This is a genomic window from Ruegeria sp. CK3, assembly GCF_056536565.1.
This window is the reverse complement of the sequence record NZ_JBQFPV010000011.1, coordinates 58,932-83,279: the sequence shown is the minus strand read 5'-3', so window position 1 is coordinate 83,279 and position 24,348 is coordinate 58,932. Positions and strand designations below refer to the sequence as shown.

Here is a 24,348-nt window from a genome sequence, read left to right as displayed (position 1 = left end):
CAAGCAACGAAGTCAGAGTTTCTGTTGATGGAAAGGCTCATCGATTTGTTGGGAGACCCTGGCGCTTTGGCATTTGCCGGTGCGCTTGTCGGTATCTTGTTCGGCGTGACGGCCCAGAAGTCTCACTTTTGTTTGAGAGCGTCGACCATCGAAGTCGCCGAAGGCGAGCTTGGTCCACGCCTTGCGGTTTGGCTGATCGCCTTCACCGCAGCGCTCACCTTAGTACAGGCGTTTGTCGCGTTTGAGTTGTTAAACCTCTCCGAGACACGCGCGATTGCGTCGAGGGGCAGCCTTAGCGGCGCAATAATTGGCGGGGCGATGTTCGGCGTTGGCATGGTTCTTGCGCGTGGGTGTGCATCTCGCCTATTGGTATTGGCCTCCTGCGGTAATCTGCGCGCCCTCATTACAGGATTGGTTTTAACCCTAGTTGCTCAGGCGGCCTACACGGGCGTTCTTAGTCCCGCCCGCGAATTGCTTTCCGGGATCTGGACTGTCTCAGGAGGCGCCTCGAGAGATCTTTCAGAAATACTTGGATTTTCGCCCGTGGCTTATACAGCCGTTGCAGCGTTGGGATTGGTGTCGGCAATTGCATTCGCGTTCCACCGGAGAGTCACGCTTATCAGGGTCGTTACAGCCGCAGGCGTTGGCGTGGCTGTGGCGCTTGGCTGGATGATGACCTTTGCGATCGCGCAAGCATCTTTTGACGTCGTGCCCGTGTCGTCAATCACATTTACAGGACCGGCCACGGATACACTAATGGCGTTGGTTGCCGAGAGGAACGTCGCGTTGTCCTTCGGTATCGGCCTCGTTCCAGGCGTAGCAATTGGTGCCGCAGGCGCGGCCTTAACTGCAGGGGAGTGGAAGATCGAACGTTTTGGCCCTGATACTCCGATGGAGCGCTACCTTGCTGGAGCTGTCCTCATGGGGTTTGGAGCGATGCTGGCCGGAGGGTGCGCCGTGGGAGCAGGGCTTTCAGGAGGGTCCGCCCTGTCATTGACGGCATGGCTTGCCGTTTTCTTCATGTGGGTTGGAGCGATCGGCACGCATAAGTTATTGCGCCGAATTCCTGTCCCTCAAACGTCCTGAGTTATTCGAATTCCATCTGCTCAAAAACGCGCCCGGCATTTTTTGTCGCCAGTTCCTCAAACGTGTCCAAATGGGCATATGGTGACTGATCGACGTAGTAAGCCTCTGCCAGATCGCCGCCGGCATCCATATGCTCTTGGATCTTGCCGCGCAGATAGATCAGGTAGTCGCGTGTATAGCGGCGCACCTGATCCATGTTTGTCGGATGACCGTGGCCGGGGATGACATATGTGGCTCCCAAAGCTTCGAACTCGTTGTCCCAAGTCTCAAGCCAATCTGCCGTGTAGGTTTCCTGAAAGATCGGCAGCATGCGCTCGTGAAACGCCATGTCACCCGCGATGACAAGGCTTTGCTTCGGTAGCCAAATCGAGATATCGCCAGGACTATGGGCCGGCCCGAGATACTTGGCCTCAATCCGGAAATCACCCATTTCAACTACGTATTCGTCCTCGAATGTCTCGGTTGGGCCAGCCAGAAACGTTCTTTCCGCCTTGTCCTGATTGTACCGTTGCATTCCTTCAAGGATCTGAGGGCCGTATTCCTCAAATTCAGCCGCAGCATCCGAATGGGCGATAATTGGAACGCCGAGCTCTGACCAGTAGGCATTGCCCAGCATCGCGTGCCCCTGACCATTCTCGTTGAAGACAAGCTTAACCGGCTGATCCGTGATCGCCTTAATTTCCTGGTGAAGTGCTTCGGCAAGCAAATAAGCCGCGCCACCGTTTATGACGACCACACCCTCTCCGGTAACTATGAAGCTGAGATTGTTGTTGTGACCAGAGTTTTCGTAGGTCGGCGGGGCGGTTGCGCCAATGGCAGAATAGACGCCGGGGATATATTCGACCGGTTTGGAATACAGCACACTTTTCGGATATTGGTCTGCAATATCCTCACTTGCCCAAGCTGGTGTGGCCAGGGTCAAGACAATCGCCAGCGATCGCATCATCATGGTTCTCCAATGAACTTATAAGCAGAGCCAGTCTTCTCGACCCGGCCGATCCCACCATTTGGCAGGTGGAACCCAATCATTTTCATTTGCTCATGGGAGATCTGATCCAGCAGTGAGTTCCGAGCTGCTGCGGCCGCCTGTGGATCCTGATCCGTGCCGCTGTGCCAGTTGGGGCGTTCAAAAGCTACGTGTGGATTTCCCAACGCGTCGCCGACAATCATCACGGACTCACCACCGCTGCGAATTTCAAACGCCATGTGGCCGGGCGTGTGTCCAAAGCTTGCGCGTGCTGCAACACCGGGAAGAATCTCTTGTCCGTCGTCAAAAAAAGCGACCTGATCCTCAATTGCTGCCATACGCCGCTTCGCGCCTACAGCGAACGCAGCGCGATCTTCTCCAATGGTATCCACCGTCGAGGGGTTCCACCAATAATCCCACTCATCGCGGCCAAAGTGATGCGTGGCGTTGGGGAAAAGAAGGTCATCGAAATCATCCAAAACGCCCCAGATGTGATCCGGGTGCGCATGGGTGAAGATCACGTGCGAGATGTCTTCGGGCGACAGGTCGATAGTTTCAAGAGATTCCAGAAGCTTGCCAGATGTCGGCATGAAATCGGGTCCAGCTCCCACATCGAACAGCACCGTGTTTTGATCATCTCGATAGAGTGCCACGTTGCACTCTGGCTCGTACTTGGTCGCGTCCACCTTGTAGCTGTCTAGAAGCTGCCTGAGTTCTTCCTTCGGCATGGCGCCGAAGACCATTTCCGGAGGCAATGACAGGTACCCGTCTGACATAGTTGCAATCCGAGCCGAAGAACCGAGTTGTAGCTCTGCCCAAGCGATTTTGGACTGAACACTAAGTGCCGCTATACACGCGGCGTTGTGTAAGAAAGTACGTCGAGAAAATGAATTTCCACCCATACACAATCAATAAAATGAATGTTTAAATTTGTAAATGACGAAAGATGAAGAAGGATGGAGTTTCGCCAAGCGATCTGCAGGCTGGGCGCTATGTAGAAGAGCTTTTGGTTTCAACCCAAATATGCCGAGTCACGGTTCCCGATCCCGGGCGTTTCCCGCATCAGTTAATCCATACTACTCTGTTGCCGAGACAGCTGATGAGATGATGAAAGAACTCTTTGAGGAAAAGCCGGGACTCGAACTGAGGTTTCGTCGTCGTCTGCTCTGGCGGCACCCTCTTTTCAAGCTTCAGATGCGCCTCGAGCGCCTCTTCCAGTAGTTCTCCCAAACAAATCCATTCTTCCATGCCTCGCTTGAAACGCGTGTTACTTTTAAGCAGTGCACTGTTTTGTGTAGCATGCGCGCAAGGAAACTGAGGGTGCCTAGCTTTAGGGCCCGAGAGTTTGGACGCTCAAGATGACGGCACTGTATAGGCTTTAGGGATTCCCGCAGCCTCAAGCAAATGCGCAAAATCATCTTTCTATGTTCAGGTTGTTCAGATGGAAAATTAGGGAAATGAGCTCGTTTGAGAATCTCGCAAAACGACTTTGTTTTCTCCGTTGGGAGTTCACGAGCGAGATTGAATCGCGAATTTCTTTGGGCTGCTACACGCAAAATTCCTCAATGACTTTGAGAAGCGACGTGAACGCGTTCGCGGCATGCTCGTAGTATCAGGGAAGATCTTCGGATAGCCACTTGCAGCCCGAAGAGGACCTTCACTACTGATCTTTGTATACTCCGAGATGCGGAGAAAACTGACTATCGTCACTTAGAGGTTGGCTAGCACAAATAAGGTTTCAATTGCTTGAGCGCCTCTGCCATTAGAACTTTTAAAGCAGTTGCTCCAACGTGTGAGAGCTTTATGCTAGAACCATGGCCAAACGTACCCTGCTAATTCTCAATAGGAAATCCGCAGCAAGACCGGATCTGCGTTCTGCTGTCCGCCCATTGGAAAAAGAGCTTGGCATTAGGGTGTGTATTCCTTGGTCAGGAAAAGACTTGAGGAAGACCCTTCGAGAAGCCGTAGGCGATGGGGTAACCAGGGTGATCGCGGGCGGTGGTGACGGCACTTTGAACTCGGTCGCGAATGCTGTTTTGAAGTTGAAGACAAAGTCGCATGTCTCTTTAGGTCTTGTTCCCTTAGGGACAGCAAATGATTTCGCCCGGTCGTATGGTGATAGGGGTTTGGACTTGGCAACATCTGTTCGAGTTGCTGCATCGGGACACGCGCGACCAATTGATGTCGGATTCATAAACGGCAGTCCGTTTGTGAACGTTGCAAGCGGCGGGTTTGGAGCGATGATCACTGCAACAACTCCCAAGGAAATGAAGAAAAGACTGGGGGGACTCGCGTACACGCTGTTTGGGCTTGCTCGTTTATCTGATGCAAAATCCGTTCTCGCAAAAATCTCGATTGATGATGAAGACCCGTACGACGTTTGCATTTCCGCTATCGCGATTGCGAACAGCCGCTATGCGGGTGGCGGTTTTGACGTGGCGCCTGAAGCGGAAGTGTCCGACGGGTTGCTCGATTTAAGCGTGCTTTCTGCAGAGCGTTTAATGCCAGAAAATCTGCCCTTTGGCAGACTGCCGGATATCTCGGATCCCAAAGATGGTGTTGTACAGCGCTCTCGTCTGAGATCTATGGTTTTGGAAACCTCCCAACCGTTTCATATGAATTTGGACGGAGAGCCGATGATCGATCAACGCTTTGAGGTTTCAATTAAACCAAATGCGCTGAATTTCGTTTTCCCAAGCGGTAAGTAGCTCGGGTTTCTCTTTAAACTCAAACGTCGCACGGTATTTCGAACTATGTGCGGGGCTGACACATACACTCGACGATATAGTCAGGTAAAAAGCTGCCATCCAGTTTGGCTAACGTCTCTCGCTTAGCTGTTCACGGCGTCAGTGTTGTTTATCTTCCCATCACCGGACATCAGTATCGCGATTGGCTGGGTAGATGGTATGTTCGAAAGCACAATCATGATGCAAACGGTGATCGGGACGCTCATCAACGCTCCGGCAATGCCCCAGATCGCAGTCCAAAACGTGAGCGCCAAAATGACCATGAATGGCGACAAATTCAGGCTTTTCCCAAGTAGCATTGGCTCCAGGATATTGCCGACAGAGAATTGAACAGCGCCACAACCAATTAGAACAACAAGAAATGGCACGACTTCTTCAAACTGTACCAGTGCGACAATTGAAGGAAGCGCGACGCCCACGATGGAGCCGACTGTCGGGATGAAGTTCAACAAAAAGGCAAGAACCGCCCAGGTTTCAGAGAAGTCTAAGCCGACGGATGCCATCACGGCATAACTGCCCAAGCCAGTTAGTGCACTCACCAACGTTTTGATGCCAACATATCTTTGAATGCTGTCCGACGTGCTCTCAAGAACGTGACGAACTTTTTCAGCGGCTTCCCTGTCTTTGATTGCGAGTTTGATTTTGGCGCGCATTGGAACACGTTCGACCAACATGAATGGCACATAGAGTAGCACCAGGAAAAAAGCGCTTAGGAATGCCCCAGCAGAGCCGATTACTCCTGTCGCGAGCCCAGCCAGGTTGATCTGCTCCAAAGCTTTGATCGCGGCTGCATAGTTGTCTTGCCCAACCAGTGACACCAGCTTTGCGACTATGCTGGAAAACCGTTCCTCATAGCGCGGAAACGCTTCCGAAACCTGGCCGGCTTGACTGGATAGTATCGACAGCACAAGCGAGAGTCCTATTAACACAATTGAAATTGCGGCCAAATGCGCAAGCCACTTCGGGACGGTGCCGCCAAATATCTTGAATCTGCCAATGCGATCCGCAGTCGCGGTGAGAAGAACGAACAGGAGAGCCGCAAAAGACAGGGGAACCAGCACAGAGGAGGCGAGGACTAGCGACGCTATGGTCAAGAACACAAGGACGACCAACTGATACCAGAACGTGAGTCCCAAGAAAGCTGATGAAGGATCTTGATGATGCATACCCTTTTTCATTTGTAGGCTCCCTACAGGACTGAGCGTTGTCCGGCCACTTTCTGCAATGATAGTATATTAGCTCGCCTTGATTGTGACTTGGCAAGTGGCTCGGGTACTTCTCTCTAGCTCGAATAGCTGAGATTTTCAGATGGTGGTCCTCATTTCGTTGCCTTGAACTGGCCGTTGATCAGAAACCTTAGGCTGCAAGATTATCAGAAATAGTCTTGTTTAAACCTCCTTTTGAGATCGGATGTCGGATGGTTCGCTTTTGGCTCGGTTCTGTCATCTGAGCACTTTTGTCGGGTGTTCACAAAGCGACTGAAACCGGATTCGCAATACCAGTCAGTACCTCGGTAGCGTCTGTATTGACGTCCCGCTGACCGCTTGTGCAGGAATCCGGCTGAAAGTCACGAACTCGCGCAGCGCTTTCCGCCGTCGACATCGCCCGCCGGTCCTACAACGTCGCCGGCATTCTCGCGGTTTCACCTAAGATGGCGCAGCGTGGCTTCGACTTTACGACCGTCGCTAACGCGTGCACAGCCTTGTCGAAAAAGACGGCTTCCATTTTTCCGTTTTCTAAGCGCTTGGAGTGGATGGACCCGACAAGGGCGAATTCGGGCAAAATACGTTGCTCGTGCATTGAGACATTCATTGGGAGGTCTCGATTGTACGAAAGCAAAACAGAAAGGGCACTCAGCATCACGCGTGAGTGTGCTCGTTAATGTTGGTGTTCCTGAATTTGGATCGCCAGGAACAGGTGTTAGACTCGGGTCTCTTTCATAAAATCTCCTTTGTGCGAGGCGCTCTGCCTCAAACGTTTGGCGAACGTAGGCGTTCAACCGAGACCGGTCAAAATCTCAAAGATTTGAATGCCTCATTTTGAACAACCGTGCGCACCGCCGATCGCACGCGCCAGTACCCAATCAATACCTCGCAAAAAGTCATCGATTGTTAACGGATTGTTTTTGCCGCTTGACGCGGAGAGGACAAAGCCATGCGTATAGTCGATGAGAAGATGCAAAAGCACATCGTTTTCGTCACCATCGTCAATTTCCCGCGTACATGCCCGCAGCTTGTCTGTGACGTCCAAGAGATCTTTGCTGATGAGTGTGACGTCTTCCAGAACTGCGCGCAGTAGGTTGGCATTCGGCAAGGCCCGAAGATAGTAGGCACTTAGTATGCTACGCGCTTTTGCGCTGGCTCCTTCTTCAAAGGTGGCCTGAAGCGTTTTCGAAAAGGCCAGTTCAACCAGGTCAGCCAGCAGCTTTCGCTTGCTGCCAGAATGGTAAGTTACCGCCATCGGCGTGACCTCTAGCTTATCCGCAAGCAACCGAAACGAAAGCGCATCGGCTCCCTGCTTTTGAACAATTGGCAGGGCTGTTTGCAGGATAAGCTGTTTCGATAGACGTTCCTTGGACTTTTTTGGTCGCCCGACAGTTGGTGCTTTGGTCATATACTTTTCACTTCGTAAACCAGATCGACCATACCCGATGGAAAGGGTGTAGCAGAGATCAGTTCAAGATCAATATCGCCATCCGTTTCACCGAAAATGCGAATGCCATCACCTAGTAGAATAGGAACCAACGTAATCTTCATGTCTTGTACAAATCCGGCCTGAAGGAACGACCGAATGATCGTACCACCATCGACATATACGCGGCTGTAACCGCGCTCGCGAAAGATTCCCCATAGCTCTTCGGGGCTGGCAGTGGAGAACTCAATTTTGTCGTGTAGATTTTCCGGTACGTCCTGTTTCGTCATGGAGCGGCTGAGTACCACAACGGGTTTCTCATATGGCCATTGACCAAATCCAAGGACTGTTCGCAGTGATCCGGTCCCCATAACAAGAGCATCTACGCTGTTCATAAACTCGATGAACCCGTGATCTTCGTTGTCAGCGGGCTGTTTATTCAGCCAATCGAGCGAATGGTCTTTTCTTGCAACGAAACCGTCGAGGCTCATGGCCATCATGATGTGTCCGCTTGGCATGGCGTTCTCTTTTTTCCTTTAAATTATACATCGTATAAATATTTAAACAAATACCTGCAACTTGATCAGTCAAGACGCGCCGCTCTAACGAAGAAAGGGGACATTTGCCTATTCAGTAACCCAAGTGAATTGGGTTCGGCGGGGAAATCCCGACGTTCCAAGAGTGACCGTTTTGCGCAAAAAGCCGCTTTAGTGCGCGATCTGTCATTGCTCGCGCAGCATTTGTACGCGGTCGCATCACGGCCATCGCCTGCATCAAAGCGAGTGTCAGCGGGGCGACCTTGAGAACGTCGAATTAACCCGGGTTCGAAGCTCTCTCTAGCCGCGATCAGACTTTGAGGCCCGGTGAAGACCTTAACTCAAAATGGTTAGCGACTGATCTGAGCCATTGTATCCTGCACCGCATAGTATCTTTGTGCGTTGGGAGGATGCGTCCCTAGAAAACGATCACCGGGATCAGGAACGCGCGCAAAGTAAAGCGCACCATTGAGTGGATCATAGCCAGCTTTGTAGACTATCACCGTGCCTAGTCGATCAGCTTCCAATTCAAAGTTTTTTGAATAGCTGCGACTGCCCACAAAGGCTCCGAGATCTTGTGCTGCGGCAATGTCATTCGGCCCAGTCCCCGCAATTGTTGCCAGACCTGCCAAAAGTACCGCTCCAGCCGCTGCATTTTGGGCCTGTTGGGCCAAATGCCCTTGAATGTGGTGAGCGGCTTCATGCGCCATAACAAATGCAAGCTCATCGGCATTGTTCACATCTCGTGTCAACGCTTGGGTCATTGTTATGACAGGGCGTCCTGACTTACTTAAGCTCTGATACGCGTTTGAGGGCGCATTTTTGTTTGGATCAATTCGGATCAAAAAATCGCAATTCACGCCCCGAGTTTGGCGGCGACACTCGTTTTCAGCAACGGGCTCAATTCGAGAGGCAACCTGCCGAAATCTAGCTTGTGCCTGTTTTGAATTGACCTGGGCACTCGTGCGACCGGGATTTGGGATGGGTGCCGATGGCGGAGGCGCGGTTGAAACGCATCCCGCCAACAAAAATGCAAGCAATACCGAGGCAATCCGCTTCATACCTAAGCCTTCCTACCTTTTGGGAGATCCTAAATTGAGCCCTCAGGCGTCGATAAACCAACACCGATACCCGAATCTTAGGGCCTGCAAAAATTGATATTCAATAACAGAGGAGGTTTGCTGTAGCAGCACCCGATTCCGATGCGACCAAAATGGTAGGCAACGCAAATGGCCTTGAATCAAAGGACCGCGGCTGCCCCTCGAGTACTAAATTATTCCATCTATTGGTATCTTTCGCTCACTTTATCGTAGCTATCTTAACTGGATAGAAAAATGCACTAATCAGAAGAGGCAGCTCAGTCACGGATGCTGTCCAGAAAGAAACTCTGTGACTTCTATCGTATGCCCTCTAAACTCCGGTCTTGTGTGTTTCATTAGTTTGCGTGGGGGGCACGAACGCAGGTGGGTGGAAAGAAGGCATCAACAGAGACTGCTGACTCAGCGTCGTCATCTGCGCAAAGCTCTGGGCTCAGCGCGGATGATCAGCAGGCTCGGTTCGAAGCCACCGCGCGGGTTATGCAAGCGATCTCCGAGACCAAGGACGACATCCAGCCAGTATGCGACCTGATTGTAACGCTGGCAAAAGATCTGTGTGATGCCTTTTTTGCCGGTCTGGTACTCGGGCAAGAAGGGGATGCTTGTCAGCAACTGGTTGCCAGCGTCAATTTACACCCGGATATTCAACAGCTCTGGCTCGATGGCAAATACACGATGGAGCCAGGCAACTCCATTGTGACCGACACTATTCTCAGCGGTGAGACAAAACGTGTTGTCGATATGGGCGACACCGATTTTCACAAATCGGGAGATGAGCGCTTTAAGCTCATTGTCGACACGCATGGGTGCAGGAGCAATCTCTTTGTTCCATTGAAAGTGGGTGGCAGTGCAATCGGATGCCTGATGTTGGCACGGGATGAGGTGCGACCTTATTCCGACGATCAGGTTCAGCTGGTTGAAACTTTCGCCGCGCAAGCGGTCATTGCAATTGAAAATGTTCGCCAGTTTAGCGAGTTGCAGGTGCGTCTGGCGCGTGAAGGTGCCACGCGTGATGTTCTGGAGACGATCAGTCGGTCTCGGGATGATGAAGCGCCGGTATTTCAGACGATCTTGGAAAACACGGCCCGGCTTTGCGAAACAGATGTAGCCACGTTGAGCCTGCTAAATGAGGCAGGAACGCATTTGGAATACGCCGCCCATTTTGGTGATCAATTGGCTACATACAAGGTCGGCGTGGATCGCTGGTCTCTGGACTCAAATTTACAAATTGCCGAGTCCGTGCGGGAAGCGCGCGTCATTCACAATGTCGATTTGCGTGAGACCGACCACTACATCAACGGGGACCCTTGGCGCCGGCAACTGGTTGATGAGGAAGGTGTTCGTTCGTTCCTGACGGTTCCTTTGATGTCAGCAAATGGTGACCCCGTAGGTGTCATCGGGATTTACCGGCGTGAAGTGAGACCCTTTTCCGATGACGAGATTTCTTTGGTCGAGAGCTTTGCCGCGCAAGCCGTCATTGCCCTCGACAACACTCGTCAAATGACAGAACTGCAAATGCAGTTGGAGCGACAAACCGCGACGCAAGAAGTTTTGAGCGTCATCAGCAAGAGCCGCGACAACGATGCACGCGTCTTCGAAGCGGTGCTTCAGCAGGCCACAGAGGTTTGTGGGGCAGATCAGTCCGCGCTGCTGTTGGTCAACGCCGTTGGAACCCATATTCGATTGGCAGCAGCATGGGGCCATGACAGAACCGAAGTTGAATTGGGCGAGGAATGGTCTCTTGATAGCTCAATCACGGCAGCTGCAGCGATCCGAACTGGCAAAGTTGTTCGCGTCGAGGATATGGCTGACACCGATTTCTACCGCTCAGGCGATGCCACCGCACATCAAATTGTCGACGTCGAAGGTATCAGGTCGCGCGTTGTCGTCCCTTTGATGCAAGGCGGGCAAGCGATAGGTGCTATTGCGGTTAGCCGCCGCGAAGTCCGCCCGTTTTCTGATCCCGACGTGCAATTCATCGAAGAGTTCGCCAAACACGCAGTCATAGCGATAGAAAACACGCGCCAGTTTCGAGAGGTTCAGGAACGACTTGAGCGCGAAAAAGCATCGCGAGAAATCCTCGAAGTCATCAGCCGGAGCCGCGACGACGAAAGTCCTGTGTTCCAAAGCATTCTCGAAAACTCCAGCCGTTTGTGCAAAGCCCCGCTGGCGTTTCTATGTGTCGCTGACAATGACCGCGGGCTCGCAACGATCCCGGCCAATATCGGCGCAAGAACCGACTTTGACGAAGCGCTCAAAAATTTTGTGGAACCGCTGACACGCACGGAGTTAATTGCGATCAAACCAATGATCGACGGCGAAGTCATACGTCAGGACGATATCGCGGACGACCCCCTGTACTTCAGGGATCGTGACCCGAAACGGGTTCAGATGGTTGAGATTGAAGGAGCCCGTTCGGTTCTGGCTGTTCCGCTGATGAAGGATGGTCTGGGTCTTGGTGTAATTGTCCTCTACCGCCGTGAAGTTGCACCTTTCTCAGACGACGATGTCGCTTTGGTCCAAACCTTCGCGGCTCAAGCCGTTATCGCAATGGAAAACGTCCGCCAGTTCCGCGAAGTCCAGGATCGCACAGCGGAAGTGACGCAGGCGTTGGAATACCAGACCTCTACATCCGAAGTGCTGCGGGTGATTTCGGCATCACCAAATGAGTTGGCCCCTGTTCTCGACGCTATCCTCAAAGAAGCGTCGCGGATCTGCGAATTACAGGATGCCTATGTTGCGATGTTGAACCCCGACGATCAGCTTTTTCATGTTCATGCGATACTCACGCAGGACACGACCTTTGCGGAATATGTCAAAGCGCATCCTATTTCGCCTGATGAAAGCGGTGTAAGCGGGCGAGCCATTCTGTCGAAACGCACTGTCTATATCGAAGATATTGAAACCGAGACCTCTTATACCTGGATAGAAGACAGCGGCGTTGGGGAATATCGGTCCGTGCTCGGGGTCCCATTGGTTAAGAATGGCGAGGTCGTGGGTGTGATTTCGGTCGGATCAATCGAGGTTTCGGGATTTTCCACCAAACAGATTCAGTTATTAGAAACCTTTGCCGACCAAGCCACTATCGCCATTACGAATGCCAACCTGTTCCGGGAAGTGGAGGAACGCACTGCCGAAGTCGTGCAGTCACTAGAATACCAGACTGCCACTTCAGAAGTATTGGATGTCATCTCTCGCTCGCCCAACGATCTTCCACGAGTGCTGGATGCAATCCTGGAAGTTTCCTCACGTATCTGCGACCCAGAATATGCATTCTTCGCAATGCGGGATGCTGACGATGGTTTGTACCGTGTGGCCATGTCCCACAACGTGAGCGACGCGTTTCTTAGTTATTTGTCCGACAACCCTATTGCCCCAGAGGAAGGCTCGTGCATCGGCCGTACGGCCCTTCATGGCAAGACTGTTTACATAAAAGATACGAGCAAGGATCCAACTTACACATGGAAAGTGGCGGCAGAGATCGGTGATTACCTCACCACCCTCGGCGTCCCTTTGGTCGCCGACGGCGTAACAGTTGGTGTTGTTGTCATGGCCCACCGGAAGCCCGGGGCTTTTAGTGAAAAACAGGTCAACCTGTTAGAGACATTCGCATCCCAAGCTGTGATAGCCATCAACAACACCCGGTTGTTCAAAGAAGTGCAGGCACGCACCGCAGAAGTTGAAGAAGCGCTCGACTATCAAACGGCGACGTCAGAAGTACTGGGAGTGATCTCACGCTCGCCAAATGAACTTGATCCAGTTCTCAAAGCTATTTTGCAAGTGGCGGTTCGCATCTGCAAACCCGAAGCGTCTTACGTCGCACTTCTAAACGAAGAAACCGGAATTTATGACGTTGCTGCGACCCATAATTCCGCCGCAGCTCACAACGACATCATAAACCGTCAGGTGTTCGTTCCAGACAAGGGCACAACCACGGGACGCGTCGCGCTAACAGGCAAAACGGTGTACATTGAAGATTTTGAGCACGACCCGGATTATGCTTGGAAAGAAGAAGCACTGGGTGCCGGATTTCGTTCATCTTTGGGGGTTCCGCTCGTAAAGGATGGGGTTACCCTCGGCGTGATTTCACTTGCTCATTCGAAAATTGGGGCGTTCTCAGACAAGCAGATAGCCTTGGTTGAAACATTCGCCTCGCAAGCGGTCATTGCACTTGGAAATGCGCATCTATTCGACGAGGTGACAGCCCGAACGGCGGAAGTTGAGGAATCGTTAGAGTATCAAAAAGCCACAAACGAAGTACTCGAAGTTATTTCTCGGTCTCCCGACGCATTGGAGCCTGTACTGGAAGCATTGCTGGCCGTTTCATCCCGCATTTGCCGCCTACAGGATGCCTTTGTGGCACTTAAGACACCCGAAGACGGGAAGTACCATTACTTTGCCGGACACAATGTGTCGGACAATTTCGCGGATTTTTTAAAGGCACATCCTTTTGAACCCGGGGAAACATCAGCCACAGCGCGTGCGCTTCTGCATGGAAGGGCCGACTATGTTGAGGACACTCAAGCTGACACCAATTATGATCCACTGCTCAAGTCCAATCTCGAAGGCTATCGATCCGTTCTTTCCGTGCCACTGATCCGTGATGGTGACACAATTGGCGTTATCAGCATGGGGAGCCGAACGGCGGCCGCTTTTGACGAAAAACAAATAAAGCAAATGGAGACCTTCGCGTCTCAGGCAATAATCGCAATTCAGAACTCGCAACTCTTCAACGAAACGCAGACCGCCCTCGCGCGCCAAACCGCAAGCGCGGATGTGTTAAGAGTAATCTCTGAATCCCCAACAGATACCAAACCGGTTTTTGAAAAGATTGTCGGACTCGCGACGACCCTCATAGATTGCGACTTGTCGATTGCTATTCAGGCGAACAAGACTGAACTTTGGCAGATCGCCGCTGCGACACCTGATGGTGTCGAAGAAATCACATGGAACGAGCGCCTGCCAATTGATCCCGAAGACAATTTGCCGTCCAAGGCAATCAAGAGCGGCAAGACCTTGCATTTGCCCGAATGGCGGTACGATGAGTTGCCCCCACGCGATCAAGAGATAATACGCAGGAAAGGGTTCAAGTCTTCGCTGACAGTGCCTCTGATGCGTGGGACGGAATGTTTCGGTGCCTTGGTATTCATCCGAAAAACGGCAAAAGTTTTCAGCGAAGATGAAGTCGCCATTGCCGAGTCCTTCGCCGATCAGGCCATAATCGCCCTGGAAAACGTTCGCCTGTTTAATGAAACTCAGGCTTCCCTGGCACGTCAGACTGCGAGTGCGGACATTCTACGGGTGATCAGCCAATCTCCTGACGACATCAAGCCAGTCTTCGAGGCAATCGCAGAAGCAGGTGTGCGGTTGGTTTCCTCTGATATGGTTGCAGCCATGACCGCTCAAGGAAACACGTTCGAGGTGCTTGCGCGGGTGAGTGCAGACGGTGTTGCCACCCTTGAAGGCAACCAGAGTTTCCCTATCGACCCGGATCCGATGTCCAGTTTTCCCGCGCAGGTTCTTCATGAGAAGAAGATGCTCCACCTTCCGGATTGGGATACGCTCGAACTCTCACCGTTCGAACAGATTACGTATGACCGGCATGGCGTTCGCGCGGCTCTGTTGCTGCCACTAATAAAAGGCAAGGCGTGTCTGGGTGTGTTGGTGTTCGCTCGGAAAACAGCTGGCGCCTTTACCAAAGATGAGATTGACCTCGCCTACTCATTTGCAGACCAGGCGGTAATTGCCATCGAGAATGTGCGTCTATTCCGCGAGGCTGAAGAGGCGCGAAAAGTTGCTGAGGAAGCAAACGAAGCAAAAAGCGCCTTCCTGGCGACGATGTCCCACGAAATTCGAACCCCCATGAATGCCGTAATCGGGATGAGCGGGCTGTTGATGGACACAGAGTTGGACGCAGAACAAAGCGACTACGCCAATACGATCCGCGATAGCGGCGATGCGCTTTTGGGTATCATCAACGAGATCCTCGATTTCTCGAAAATTGAGGCCGGACAAATGGATATCGAGAACCATCCGTTTGACCTGCGCGAATGCGTAGAAAGCGCGCTCGATTTAATCAGCGGCAAGGCTGCCGAGAAACAACTCGATCTGGCCTACGAGTTCGATGACGCGCTACCGCTGGCGATTAGCGCCGATCTAACAAGGTTGAGGCAAATTCTGCTTAACCTCCTTTCTAACGCAGTGAAGTTCACCGAAAGCGGCGAAGTAGTTCTGTCTGTTGAGCAATCTGCCAAGGTACAGGGAATGCTCGAACTAACGTTTAAAGTCCGAGACACCGGAATCGGCCTATCCAAAAAAGGCATGAGTCGCTTATTTCAGTCTTTCAGTCAGGCAGATAGCTCAACGACCAGGAAATATGGCGGCACTGGTCTGGGTCTTGCGATCTCGAAACGCCTCGCCGAACTTATGGGCGGGACCATGTGGGCTGAAAGCGATGGCGAGGGGAGCGGTTCCACATTTGTTTTCAAGATCCAGGCAAAACCCGCAAAGCCAGTTAAGTCGTCTTCTCGCAGTCTTATCGGCGTTCAGCCTGAACTCGAAGGCAAACGAATTTTGATGGTAGACGACAATGCCACCAATCGTAAAATCCTGTCTCTTCAAACCGAGAAATGGGGCACGCAGACCACGACGTGTGAGACTCCGTTGGAGGCGCTGAGGATACTAGAAGAAGGCGTTGAGTTCGATTTGGCCATTCTCGACATGCATATGCCCGAAATGGATGGAGAAGAGCTTGCCAAAAAGGTTCGCGCCAAGAAGCCGGGTTTACCACTCATCCTTTTCAGTTCACTTGGCCCGCGAGATATAGACTTGGAAGATGGGCTCTTCGCCGCCAACCTCGCCAAACCTTTGCGCCAATCCCATTTGTTCGACACCCTAGTCACACTGTTCGCGACTGAAAAGGTGCGCGTAAAGCCGTCCAAAACACAGGACAAACCTCAAACAGATCCGGATATGGCGACGCGACATCCGCTGCGCATTTTGCTGGCCGAGGATAATCTGGTGAACCAGAAACTTGCACTCCGACTGCTTGAGCAGATGGGTTATCGCGCAGATTTAGCCAGCAATGGTGCTGAGGCAGTCGAAAGCGTAAACCGGCAAACATACGATGTCGTTTTCATGGATGTGCAAATGCCCGAGATGGATGGTCTTGAAGCGTCTCGCCGTATCAACAAAGCGCATTCGGATGGAAGTCGCCCTCGCATAATCGCGATGACCGCGAACGCAATGCAGGGGGACCGTGAGATGTGCCTGGAAGCAGGGATGGACGACTATATCACCAAACCGATCCGCGTACCTGTCCTAATCGAAGCCCTGTTAAATTCCCCAAGAATAAGAAGGTGATCCATGACAGACAGCCCAATTGATCATGAAATCTTCATGGAACTAAAGGACGCCACAGGCGAAGACTTTGCTGCTGAGCTTGTGAACACCTTTCTCGATGAAGCGCCCAGTATGATTGACGAATTGAAAGCGGCCGCGGCTGCGGCCGATGCCGACCGTTACCGGCGTGCTGCGCATTCTATCAAGTCAAACGCCAACACATTTGGTGCGACGGCTCTTGCCGAACTGGCCAGGAAAGTCGAACTCGGAGAACTGCCCGAGGCTGGAGACCTAAAAGACGCGACGGCGCTGGAGACAGCCCTAAATACTGCCGCCGCCGCGTTGCGGAGCCTGATTGATGACTGACGCTCCCGGCCATTTGCTCATCGTCGACGACAACAAGGTGAACCGCTTGCTTTTGTCGCGCAGCGTAGAGCTTTTGGGTCACCAAGCATCGGTCGCGGAAAACGGCCGGGTTGCTATGGAGATGCTGTCTAGCCAGCCGTTTGACTTGCTTCTACTGGATATCGAAATGCCGGAAATGGACGGCTTTCAGGTTTTGGAAGCCGTCAAATCCGACACCGACCTGCGCGATCTGCCGGTAATTGTAACGTCTTCTGTTGAGGGTCTGGACAATGTCGTGCGGTGCATTGAATTGGGCGCTGAAGACTACCTGCCAAAACCAGTCAATAAGACACTCCTCAGTGCACGCGTCTCCAGCGGTCTTGAAAAGAAAAGGCTCAGGGACGAACAAAAGAGACTGCTAGAGCGCTTTGCAACAACGGAGGTTGCACAAGACCTGCAAGAATCCGGTTTTGCAATAGGAGGCAAACGTGCCAACGCTTCGGTCCTTTTCTGTGACATTCGCGGATTCACGACCTTGTCGGAAAATCTCGCCCCTGAGGAAATAATTGACCTGCTCAACACGTTCTACACGTTGATGTTCGAGGCTGTTACCATCAATGGCGGAATTGTCAGCCTGATGCTGGGTGACGGTTTGATGGCTCTTTTTGGAGTTCCGCAACCACTGCCCAATTCTGCGCAAAGTGCAGTGGCGGCAGGGCATGAAATGCACAACATGATTGAGATACTGAATATCGAACGGCGCTCAGAAGGAAAAAGTGACCTAAAAATCGGTATCGGAATAGCGACTGGAGAAGTCGTCGCTGGTTATGCCGGTACAGACAACAGGGCGACGTATACTTGTATCGGATCGACCGTAAACCTTGCAGCTCGTCTGGAAGCAGAAACGCAGAAAACTGGAAGTCGAATTCTGGTTGATCAAGAAACCTGCGATCTGTTGGAAACGGTTAATGTACTGGAGACATTTGTCGGCACTAGGATCAAAGGTTTCTCCGATCCGTTCGACATCCATGCGCTATGACCATTCATGCAACGCGTAGGGCAAATCGTGCAAAGTTATGCGCACCCATATGTCTGCGTAGTTTGCCCATAGCCTTTGCGCTGCGCGGTTGTCTGCCATTGCGATGAATTCAATCAGTTCTTAGCGAAGCCGTTGCGGTTACGGCCCTTTGTGTTGCTCAATCCCCCAAAGGGTCTCCCTAAGGAACTTTGGGTTCCATGAGGCCGTTTGCTTGGATTCTCGCGAAGGACTGTGACTCGCAGAAACCAGGTTTTGCAAAGTTAAACTAACGGCCTACAGCCATGGTTTGGAAACATCCTGATGAATGGCAGCTTTGGAGATTTGAGAGCTGCGCCTTCAGGATCGCCTCATCAGAAGCGAACTTCTCAATACCGACGGTCCGGCCAAACTCCAACCAGCCTGCTGCGTGCAAGATCAGGTCGGCTCCTCCGGTCAAAGATGCCCCGAAGGCGCTGGCGCCTTCATATCCGGCCTGAGCGTCATTGATCTTGGACGACGTGACCAAACCGTCGCCACGGCAGGGGACCCCAAGTCGGCGCACCAACTGGCAACCGGCCAATTGGGCCAGGAGAGATTCTGGTGTTCCAAAGATCGGACCCATGAACTGCATCGAAAACGGGGTTGCGAAGATCCCACCCACTACCGGTGCCCTGGGGCGATAGACTTGCGTCAAAGCCAGCCCAACCATGATTTCCGCAAGCCCCTGAGCCAGCGCCCCGGCAATGGTCACCGGCGCCGTGGCCCCCATCATCATGTAAGAGGCAACAAGGCTCGCCTGACCCAATTCAGCCGATGCACGCAGGCAGCGCAGGGGATTAGCCTGAAAGACCAACGGAGGCGTCAGGTTGATCAGATGAAGCAATCGACAGTCTTCGTCCGTATCCTTGACGCCAGCCGCGCTGGCAACCTCGCGCAGGGCGTCTTCGGACAAGACGGTGCCCATCATCGGCTTATCTGAAAGCTCCAGATGCGCGCGGGCGAGCTCCATGTAGGGCACGAGCGAGTCCCCGTCGTGGGCGATGCAAAGCTGAAAGCCGGTGCTGTCAATTGCCGACGAAGCATCGCATAGGCGCACGAATTCGCGGTAGTCCTCGAGCGTGCCCTGGCGGATGGTGTCGTCCGCGTGCCGGACATTCGGTGGGCCATAGAAGGGGACAACCACCGGGCGGTCGCCTCCGATTGTGACCGAAGTCGCTTCGGTCTTTCCTTGCCAGATAAAGGAGGCGGGCGCATGTTCAATCAGATCGCGCAGGCGGTCAGCGTCGATACGCACGCGCTCGCCTTCGATCCGTGCCCCGACCGATGCCATGGCGTCGAGGCTGCCGGGATCTCCCTGTAACTCCACCCCTATTTCATCGAGAATTTGGGCTGCCTGTGCTTCGATAGAGGCTAGGGCTGGTTCTTCAAGCAACGCGTAGGGGAATTGCATTTCTGACCTGTCGAGAGATTTCCTGGATGAGAGCCTTGACTGCATCATTCCGGTTCTTGGGGCGGGTTCGCGCGACATAGGCGATGGAAGGCGGCTCTGGGAACACATCTTCGACAACCTCCAGGTCAGGCGACAGGTGCAGCCCGTTCATAAGCGCGACCCCCAACCCCGAGCGCACGGACGATAGGATACCCGCCGCACTAGGGCATTCGAAGACCGTTTCAAACCGCTGCCCGCCCCGCGCCCCTTCGGCACTGGCCCAGTGTTTGTAGAAACAGTCGCTGTCAAAGGCGAGAAACGGCACCGGGACCGACAGGTCCAATGGAAGGTCATGAGATTTGATCCAATGCAACTGGTCTTCATAGAGAACCAGATCGTCAGGGCGCACATCGCGGCTGAAGACCTGCATGACCGCCACGTCGATTTCACCAGCCTCCAGCCAATCTGCGAGGGTCAGGCTCTGGCTGATCCGTGCGCGCACCTGGGTTTCTGGGTGCAACCGGGTGAAGCGACCTAAAACACGGGCCACATCGCCGCCCGTTGTGTCTTCGGTCATGCCCAATTGGATCATACCCTTGAGTGATTTCTTGCCCAACGCCGCCAGCGCCTCGTCATGCAGATCCATCATGCGCTGTGCATATCCCAGCAACCGCTCACCTGCTTCAGTAAATAGCGGCCCGCCTGCACGGCGCGCCAGAAGATCGCAATCCAGCACCTTTTCCAGCCGCCTGATCTTGTGGCTGACCGCCGGTTGGGACAACGCAAGATGTTCGGCCGCGCGGGTGACGCCACCATGAGACGAGATCGCCAGAAGCGCCCGCAGGCCATCTATTTCCAGCCGTTCAGCCATGGCATGGCTCCATTCGTATACCTTATTGATTCATGACAATCATTCATTTGATAGATTGAGTGCTCTGAAATTACAATCAGGGAAAGTCATAAAACGGATTGAAACATGACAACCGATGCAAACAAATCGCTTGAGTGGGGTGGAGCCTTTTTGTCCATCGCCTATTCCCTGCTCATCACTTCCAATACTGGATATGAGGTGCTTTCCTTCGTGTTTTTCCTGTTGTCGGCGCTCCTTCTTTTCACCCTTGCGGTGCGCAAGCGGATGTGGGGCTGGACGACGATACAGGGCTTCTACATTGCCGCCGGCGCCTACGGCATCTTTTCCTGGAGCGTCTGACCGGTCCTGCGCTCCCTTTCCTTGAAATCATCCCCAATAGCTGCCCGATCAGCCCACCAAAGCAGGAGAAAAATCATGATCCAACTTGTGGACCAACACTGTGTGATAAACGGAAATCGCATCGCCCACGGCGTGCATGGTGAAGGCGAACCTTTAGTCCTCATCCACGGCACTCCGTCCTCATCCTGGATCTGGCGCAACATCCTGCCTTCGCTGGTCGAGGCCGGACACAAGGTGCACGTATTCGACCTGCTCGGGTATGGTCTGTCGGAACGTCCACGCGATCTTAACATCGACACCTCGGTCACCGGGCAAGTTCCGATCCTTGAAGGGCTGCTCGATATCTGGGGGCTGGATGATCTGCATGTCATAGCTCATGACATCGGTGGTGGTATCGCCCAGCGGTTCGGCATCCAATCCCCTGAGCGTGTCCGCACGCTGACCATGATCGACGTGGTGAGCTATGACAGCTGGCCCTCGAAGCGCACCCAAGAACAGATGCAAGCGGGTCTTGAGAAGCTGATCAAGACGCCGGATGCAGAACACCGTGAGCATTTCCGGGATTGGCTGTATTCGACAGTACAGAACAAGAAACGTCTCGCCGAAACCTCAATGGAAACCTACCTCGATTTCATCTGTGGTCCCGTAGGCCAGGGCAGTTTCTTTCAGCATCAGGTTTTGCACTACGACCCCAAGCATACCGATGAGGTCGCGCCGCGTTACGCCGAGCTCGGGGAGCGTCCGGTCCAATTGATCTGGGGCGCGGATGACGCCTGGCAGGTGGTTGCGTGGGCCCATAAACTGAAAGCCGCCATCCCCGGCTCGGAACTGCATGTGCTCGAGGACTGCGGCCACTTCTCGATGGAAGACCAGCCGGAAAAGATCTCGGCCCTGCTGGTCGACTTCCTCGAACGCAACAGCTGATCAGACTGGGGCGGGTCGTCTGTATATTGGCCCGCCAAAATGCCCTGACACGAAAAGGCCCGACTAAATGTTTTATTCACCCCGTGACCCCGGCATCAAAGATATCCGCGTGCGTCAGAACCATGTGGGCTATGGGATGGGCCTTGGCGTCATGCTTCTGGACGATGCCTATCCGGGCTTCCCCGGTGACGTGCGAAACCCAAGCGCGTTTCCCTTTCCGATCCAATACGAGATCGCCACGGACGTCAGCAACAAAACCTTGGTTTGGGACTAGGACACAACACCACTTCGCGCGCCGATCATTGTATCCGCAAAGCGGTTGGAAAGATACGGATGCCGCGCCATTGCCGCAGGATGTGATTTCTTTGCCTATTTCCAGCAGAATGTCGCCACCGCCGTAAGCGTGCCAGTGTTCACGTCCAGCCTGCTGCTGTCGCCATTTGCCCAGACCGTCATAGGCAGCCGCAAGAAGGTGGTAATCCTGTGTGCTCAACGCCGCTTCCTGACAGATCGCCACCTCGAAGCCGTCGGAATTGATTCGAATTCCAACCTGATCGTTGGCGGCGCCCAGGACGAGCTGGGGGTGACCGAGTTCGACAAACTCTGGGATCCGGAAAAACGTCCAGACGCTCCTCTCGCAAGCTTTGAGACCGCAGAACGCCAGATGGTGGAGGCAACCAAAGCGCTCGTGGCACGTTATCCGAACGTCGGCGCCATCGTCTATGAATGCACAGGGATGCAACCGTTTTCTCGTGCAGCACAGCGCGAGGTGGGCCTGCCGATTTTCGATTGGGGGACCTTGCTGTACTATGCCTACTCAGCAATCGTTTCTCGCGACTACTACGGTCAAGTTTGGTTGGGTTTGTCCAATTTCGTGGCTAATCATCTCCCAAGCGCATAGGTCTCCGTCGGCAATTTTGGCTTACATCAGTCAGATAGCGAGCGCGACGGGCGGGTCCGGTATTGCTACCAACCTAAAAATCCTGTCGCTGGCTTCAATTCGGACTGTTTATTCCAGAATCCTCGACAGGTCCCTTGAATTTCTGGACTGACCATTCCAAATCTAACGCATGAGCGAAAATACTCTTATAGTTTGCGACAACAATTCCTCTGTAGGCCCAGGTCGGCCTCGTGGCTTTGATGAAGCCGAGGCTTTGGAAAAAGCCCTGTGCGTTTTTTGGCACAAGGGATATGAGACCGCATCTGTGGACGATTTGACCATAGCAATGGGTTTGAGCCGGTCCAGCTTCTATGGAACGTTCGGCAGCAAGCGAGCTTTGTTTCACAAAGCTCTCAGCCACTATTCCAAGCGTGGTTTGAAAACTCTGCGTGAGGTCGCGGACGCGGGCGGAGATGACCCCGTTGGTGCGATAATGGAAGCTTTGGCGAACCCGCAAGGCGGTCGTGACGGCTGCATGCTGATCAACTGCCTTACGGAGCTTGCTCCTCATGATGATGATGTGGCGGCCCTCGGGCGGCACCATTTGGAGAGTATTGACGAGATTATTGCGAGAGCGATTGAGCCTTCGGATCCGGGACAGGCCCTGGACAAAGCGCGCGCCTTTGCCTCCCTTGCAATCGGCACGTTAGCTTTGCGCAAGGCGGGTGTTCCCGCGGAGCAGATATCGCAAACTCTGAAACAAGCTCGGTTGGTAGTATCACCTTAGATCTATCTAACTTAATGTTTTAAAAGCAAAAAAACCTAAAAAAATCGCAACCCTAATTCTGGACCAAATAGTCCAAAACAGTCTGATAGAAGTAAACCAAAGAAGGAAGCAGCAATGGCTGATGAAAAACTGTTCTCCGGCATCAAAGCTGGCGCAATTGAACTGAAAAACCGCGTTGTCATGGCGCCATTGACCCGCAACCGGGCAAGATCCGAGGATGACAGCGTCCATGAATTGCAGGCCAAGTACTACGCGCAACGGGCGGGTGCTGGTCTAATCATCACGGAAGCTTCGCAAATCTCGCCCCAAGGCAAAGGCTATGCATGGACACCCGGCATTTATTCCGAAGCACAGATCGACGGCTGGAAAAAAGTGACTGAAGCCGTCCATGCTGAGGGCGGCAAAATTGTGATCCAGCTTTGGCATGTTGGCCGGATTTCGCATCACAGCTTGCAGCAGGATGGCGGTGCCCCTGTTGCGCCGTCCGCGATTGGTGCTAAGGCCAAGACCTTTGATGGTGAGCAGTTTGTTGAAACGTCTGAGCCGCGTGCTCTGGCGATCGAAGAAATAGCTGGCATTGTTGGCGACTACCGGAGGGCCGCAGAAAACGCCAAGAAAGCTGGATTTGACGGTGTCGAAGTTCATGCAGCCAACGGATATCTTATTGATCAGTTTCTGCGGGACGAGTCCAACAAGCGTGAAGACAAATATGGCGGTCCTGTCGAGAACAGAGCACGGTTCCTCAAAGAAGTCATGGACGCAGTTGTCGACGTATGGGGCGCCGACCGTATTGGTGTCCGCCTCAGCCCCTTCTCGAACGCCAACAACATTTCCGACAGTGACCCACAGGCGACGTTCTCGCATGCGATCAAATTGTTGAATAGTTATGGGTTGGCCTATCTCCATCTCGTAGAAGGACAGACCGGTGGCCCGCGCGATATTCCCGAAGGTGGCGATCTAAAGGCGCTCTATGATTTGTTTGACGGTCCGAAGATGGGCAACAATGCCTATGACCGCGAAATGGCAATAGAAGCGGTTGATACCGGCGCCGTCGATCTGGTAGCTTTTGGCCGACCGTTTATTTCCAATCCGGATCTTGTCAGACGGCTGGAGAAAGACGCCTCGCTGAATGAGTTGGATGAAACGACCCTCTACGGTGGCAATGAAAGAGGATACACCGACTACCCGGCTCTGGAAGAGGAAGCGGTTGCCGCAGAGTGATGCCTCACTCTCAACTCCTTTTTGGCAGGCAATAGCAAATAGAATGAGCGCGCCGGTTTGGGCGCGCTCTTTTCGCGGTTACGGCAATACCCTTTCTGGAAGCTGGGATTTATCACACGTCTGCGAATG

General features: G+C 53.1%; 20 protein-coding genes. 12 read left to right on the top strand and 8 right to left on the bottom strand.

What is annotated here, in order from left to right; all coding sequences use genetic code 11:
* Positions 1-27: 27 nt before the first annotated feature.
* On the top strand, positions 28-1,086 hold the full coding sequence (locus ACR0C3_RS17600) for a YeeE/YedE family protein (RefSeq protein ID WP_480759716.1): 1,059 nt from the start codon (positions 28-30) through the stop codon (positions 1,084-1,086).
* 1 nt (position 1,087) lies between these two features.
* On the opposite strand, the gene ACR0C3_RS17595 is transcribed toward ACR0C3_RS17600, so the two are convergent.
* Positions 1,088-2,029, bottom strand: a complete 942-nt coding sequence (locus tag ACR0C3_RS17595) for an MBL fold metallo-hydrolase (RefSeq protein ID WP_480759808.1) — start codon at positions 2,027-2,029, stop codon at positions 1,088-1,090.
* Positions 2,030-2,031: 2 nt separating this feature from the next.
* Positions 2,032-2,829, bottom strand: coding sequence for an MBL fold metallo-hydrolase (locus ACR0C3_RS17590; RefSeq protein WP_480759715.1), 798 nt, complete (start codon positions 2,827-2,829; stop codon positions 2,032-2,034).
* Positions 2,830-2,989: 160 nt separating this feature from the next.
* Here ACR0C3_RS17590 and ACR0C3_RS17585 point away from each other — a divergent pair, with 160 nt between their 5' ends.
* Both ACR0C3_RS17585 and ACR0C3_RS17580 read left to right on the top strand, forming a co-directional pair.
* Positions 2,990-3,274 (top strand): hypothetical protein, encoded by a 285-nt coding sequence (locus ACR0C3_RS17585; protein ID WP_170668071.1) that lies wholly within the window; start codon positions 2,990-2,992, stop codon positions 3,272-3,274.
* Between the two features lie 593 nt (positions 3,275-3,867).
* The gene (locus tag ACR0C3_RS17580; protein WP_480759713.1) at positions 3,868-4,761 is read left to right on the top strand and encodes a YegS/Rv2252/BmrU family lipid kinase; all 894 of its coding nucleotides are present in this window, start codon (positions 3,868-3,870) and stop codon (positions 4,759-4,761) included.
* Positions 4,762-4,883: 122 nt separating this feature from the next.
* Here the strand turns inward: ACR0C3_RS17580 and ACR0C3_RS17575 are convergent, their stop codons facing one another.
* The 4 genes from ACR0C3_RS17575 to ACR0C3_RS17560 form a co-directional block, all read right to left on the bottom strand.
* Positions 4,884-5,978, bottom strand: coding sequence for an AI-2E family transporter (locus ACR0C3_RS17575; RefSeq protein WP_480759712.1), 1,095 nt, complete (start codon positions 5,976-5,978; stop codon positions 4,884-4,886).
* Between the two features lie 856 nt (positions 5,979-6,834).
* Positions 6,835-7,413, bottom strand: a complete 579-nt coding sequence (locus tag ACR0C3_RS17570; RefSeq protein ID WP_480759710.1) for a TetR/AcrR family transcriptional regulator — start codon at positions 7,411-7,413, stop codon at positions 6,835-6,837.
* Positions 7,410-7,949 carry a dihydrofolate reductase family protein gene (locus ACR0C3_RS17565; RefSeq protein ID WP_480759708.1) on the bottom strand — a complete coding sequence of 180 codons (540 nt, stop codon included), beginning with the start codon at positions 7,947-7,949 and terminating at the stop codon, positions 7,410-7,412. The genes ACR0C3_RS17570 and ACR0C3_RS17565 overlap by 4 nt, the downstream gene beginning before the upstream one ends.
* A gap of 368 nt (positions 7,950-8,317) precedes the next feature.
* Entirely contained in the window at positions 8,318-9,028 is a 711-nt protein-coding gene (locus ACR0C3_RS17560; RefSeq protein WP_170643573.1) for a M48 family metalloprotease, read from the bottom strand.
* A 516-nt stretch (positions 9,029-9,544) separates the two neighbouring features.
* On the opposite strand from ACR0C3_RS17560, the gene ACR0C3_RS17555 reads away from it, so the two are divergent.
* Genes ACR0C3_RS17555 through ACR0C3_RS17545 form a run of 3 tightly spaced genes read left to right on the top strand, consistent with a single transcriptional unit; the run spans position 9,545 to position 17,789 of the window.
* A complete protein-coding gene (locus tag ACR0C3_RS17555) occupies positions 9,545-16,426 on the top strand; it encodes a GAF domain-containing protein (protein ID WP_480759706.1) in 6,882 nt (2,293 codons plus the stop codon).
* 3 nt (positions 16,427-16,429) lie between these two features.
* Positions 16,430-16,771, top strand: coding sequence for an Hpt domain-containing protein (locus ACR0C3_RS17550; RefSeq protein WP_480759705.1), 342 nt, complete (start codon positions 16,430-16,432; stop codon positions 16,769-16,771).
* The gene (locus tag ACR0C3_RS17545) at positions 16,764-17,789 is read left to right on the top strand and encodes an adenylate/guanylate cyclase domain-containing protein (RefSeq protein WP_480759703.1); all 1,026 of its coding nucleotides are present in this window, start codon (positions 16,764-16,766) and stop codon (positions 17,787-17,789) included. The genes ACR0C3_RS17550 and ACR0C3_RS17545 overlap by 8 nt, the downstream gene beginning before the upstream one ends.
* Before the next feature lie 265 nt (positions 17,790-18,054).
* Here ACR0C3_RS17545 and ACR0C3_RS17540 read toward each other — a convergent pair whose 3' ends face one another.
* Together ACR0C3_RS17540 and ACR0C3_RS17535 are read right to left on the bottom strand one after the other, a co-directional pair.
* On the bottom strand, positions 18,055-19,218 hold the full coding sequence (locus tag ACR0C3_RS17540; RefSeq protein ID WP_480759702.1) for a trimethylamine methyltransferase family protein: 1,164 nt from the start codon (positions 19,216-19,218) through the stop codon (positions 18,055-18,057).
* A complete protein-coding gene (locus ACR0C3_RS17535) occupies positions 19,193-20,068 on the bottom strand; it encodes a LysR family transcriptional regulator (RefSeq protein WP_480759700.1) in 876 nt (291 codons plus the stop codon). The genes ACR0C3_RS17540 and ACR0C3_RS17535 overlap by 26 nt, the downstream gene beginning before the upstream one ends.
* Before the next feature lie 105 nt (positions 20,069-20,173).
* Here ACR0C3_RS17535 and ACR0C3_RS17530 point away from each other — a divergent pair, with 105 nt between their 5' ends.
* From ACR0C3_RS17530 to ACR0C3_RS17505, 6 genes are all read left to right on the top strand, one after another.
* A complete protein-coding gene (locus ACR0C3_RS17530; RefSeq protein WP_480759699.1) occupies positions 20,174-20,407 on the top strand; it encodes a hypothetical protein in 234 nt (77 codons plus the stop codon).
* A 75-nt stretch (positions 20,408-20,482) separates the two neighbouring features.
* Positions 20,483-21,331 (top strand): alpha/beta fold hydrolase, encoded by an 849-nt coding sequence (locus ACR0C3_RS17525; protein ID WP_480759698.1) that lies wholly within the window; start codon positions 20,483-20,485, stop codon positions 21,329-21,331.
* A gap of 67 nt (positions 21,332-21,398) precedes the next feature.
* Positions 21,399-21,605, top strand: a complete 207-nt coding sequence (locus tag ACR0C3_RS17520) for a hypothetical protein (RefSeq protein WP_480759696.1) — start codon at positions 21,399-21,401, stop codon at positions 21,603-21,605.
* A gap of 45 nt (positions 21,606-21,650) precedes the next feature.
* Positions 21,651-22,232: an aspartate/glutamate racemase family protein gene (locus tag ACR0C3_RS17515; RefSeq protein ID WP_480759695.1), complete on the top strand. Its 582-nt coding sequence runs from the start codon at positions 21,651-21,653 to the stop codon at positions 22,230-22,232.
* Positions 22,233-22,485: 253 nt separating this feature from the next.
* A complete protein-coding gene (locus ACR0C3_RS17510; protein ID WP_480759694.1) occupies positions 22,486-22,998 on the top strand; it encodes a TetR/AcrR family transcriptional regulator in 513 nt (170 codons plus the stop codon).
* Positions 22,999-23,112: 114 nt separating this feature from the next.
* On the top strand, positions 23,113-24,219 hold the full coding sequence (locus ACR0C3_RS17505; RefSeq protein WP_480759693.1) for an alkene reductase: 1,107 nt from the start codon (positions 23,113-23,115) through the stop codon (positions 24,217-24,219).
* Positions 24,220-24,348 lie beyond the last annotated feature (129 nt).

Bases quoted from the DNA above. Each gene is read 5' to 3' on its own strand.
- ACR0C3_RS17600 (WP_480759716.1), top strand. From the start codon at position 28: ATGGAAAGGCTCATCGATTTGTTGGGAGACCCTGGCGCTTTGGCATTT.
- ACR0C3_RS17595 (WP_480759808.1), bottom strand. From the start codon at position 2,029: ATGCGATCGCTGGCGATTGTCTTGACCCTGGCCACACCAGCTTGGGCA.
- ACR0C3_RS17590 (WP_480759715.1), bottom strand. From the start codon at position 2,829: ATGTCAGACGGGTACCTGTCATTGCCTCCGGAAATGGTCTTCGGCGCC.
- ACR0C3_RS17585 (WP_170668071.1), top strand. From the start codon at position 2,990: ATGACGAAAGATGAAGAAGGATGGAGTTTCGCCAAGCGATCTGCAGGC.
- ACR0C3_RS17580 (WP_480759713.1), top strand. From the start codon at position 3,868: ATGGCCAAACGTACCCTGCTAATTCTCAATAGGAAATCCGCAGCAAGA.
- ACR0C3_RS17575 (WP_480759712.1), bottom strand. From the start codon at position 5,978: ATGAAAAAGGGTATGCATCATCAAGATCCTTCATCAGCTTTCTTGGGA.
- ACR0C3_RS17570 (WP_480759710.1), bottom strand. From the start codon at position 7,413: ATGACCAAAGCACCAACTGTCGGGCGACCAAAAAAGTCCAAGGAACGT.
- ACR0C3_RS17565 (WP_480759708.1), bottom strand. From the start codon at position 7,949: ATGCCAAGCGGACACATCATGATGGCCATGAGCCTCGACGGTTTCGTT.
- ACR0C3_RS17560 (WP_170643573.1), bottom strand. From the start codon at position 9,028: ATGAAGCGGATTGCCTCGGTATTGCTTGCATTTTTGTTGGCGGGATGC.
- ACR0C3_RS17555 (WP_480759706.1), top strand. From the start codon at position 9,545: ATGCAAGCGATCTCCGAGACCAAGGACGACATCCAGCCAGTATGCGAC.
- ACR0C3_RS17550 (WP_480759705.1), top strand. From the start codon at position 16,430: ATGACAGACAGCCCAATTGATCATGAAATCTTCATGGAACTAAAGGAC.
- ACR0C3_RS17545 (WP_480759703.1), top strand. From the start codon at position 16,764: ATGACTGACGCTCCCGGCCATTTGCTCATCGTCGACGACAACAAGGTG.
- ACR0C3_RS17540 (WP_480759702.1), bottom strand. From the start codon at position 19,218: ATGCAATTCCCCTACGCGTTGCTTGAAGAACCAGCCCTAGCCTCTATC.
- ACR0C3_RS17535 (WP_480759700.1), bottom strand. From the start codon at position 20,068: ATGGCTGAACGGCTGGAAATAGATGGCCTGCGGGCGCTTCTGGCGATC.
- ACR0C3_RS17530 (WP_480759699.1), top strand. From the start codon at position 20,174: ATGACAACCGATGCAAACAAATCGCTTGAGTGGGGTGGAGCCTTTTTG.
- ACR0C3_RS17525 (WP_480759698.1), top strand. From the start codon at position 20,483: ATGATCCAACTTGTGGACCAACACTGTGTGATAAACGGAAATCGCATC.
- ACR0C3_RS17520 (WP_480759696.1), top strand. From the start codon at position 21,399: ATGTTTTATTCACCCCGTGACCCCGGCATCAAAGATATCCGCGTGCGT.
- ACR0C3_RS17505 (WP_480759693.1), top strand. From the start codon at position 23,113: ATGGCTGATGAAAAACTGTTCTCCGGCATCAAAGCTGGCGCAATTGAA.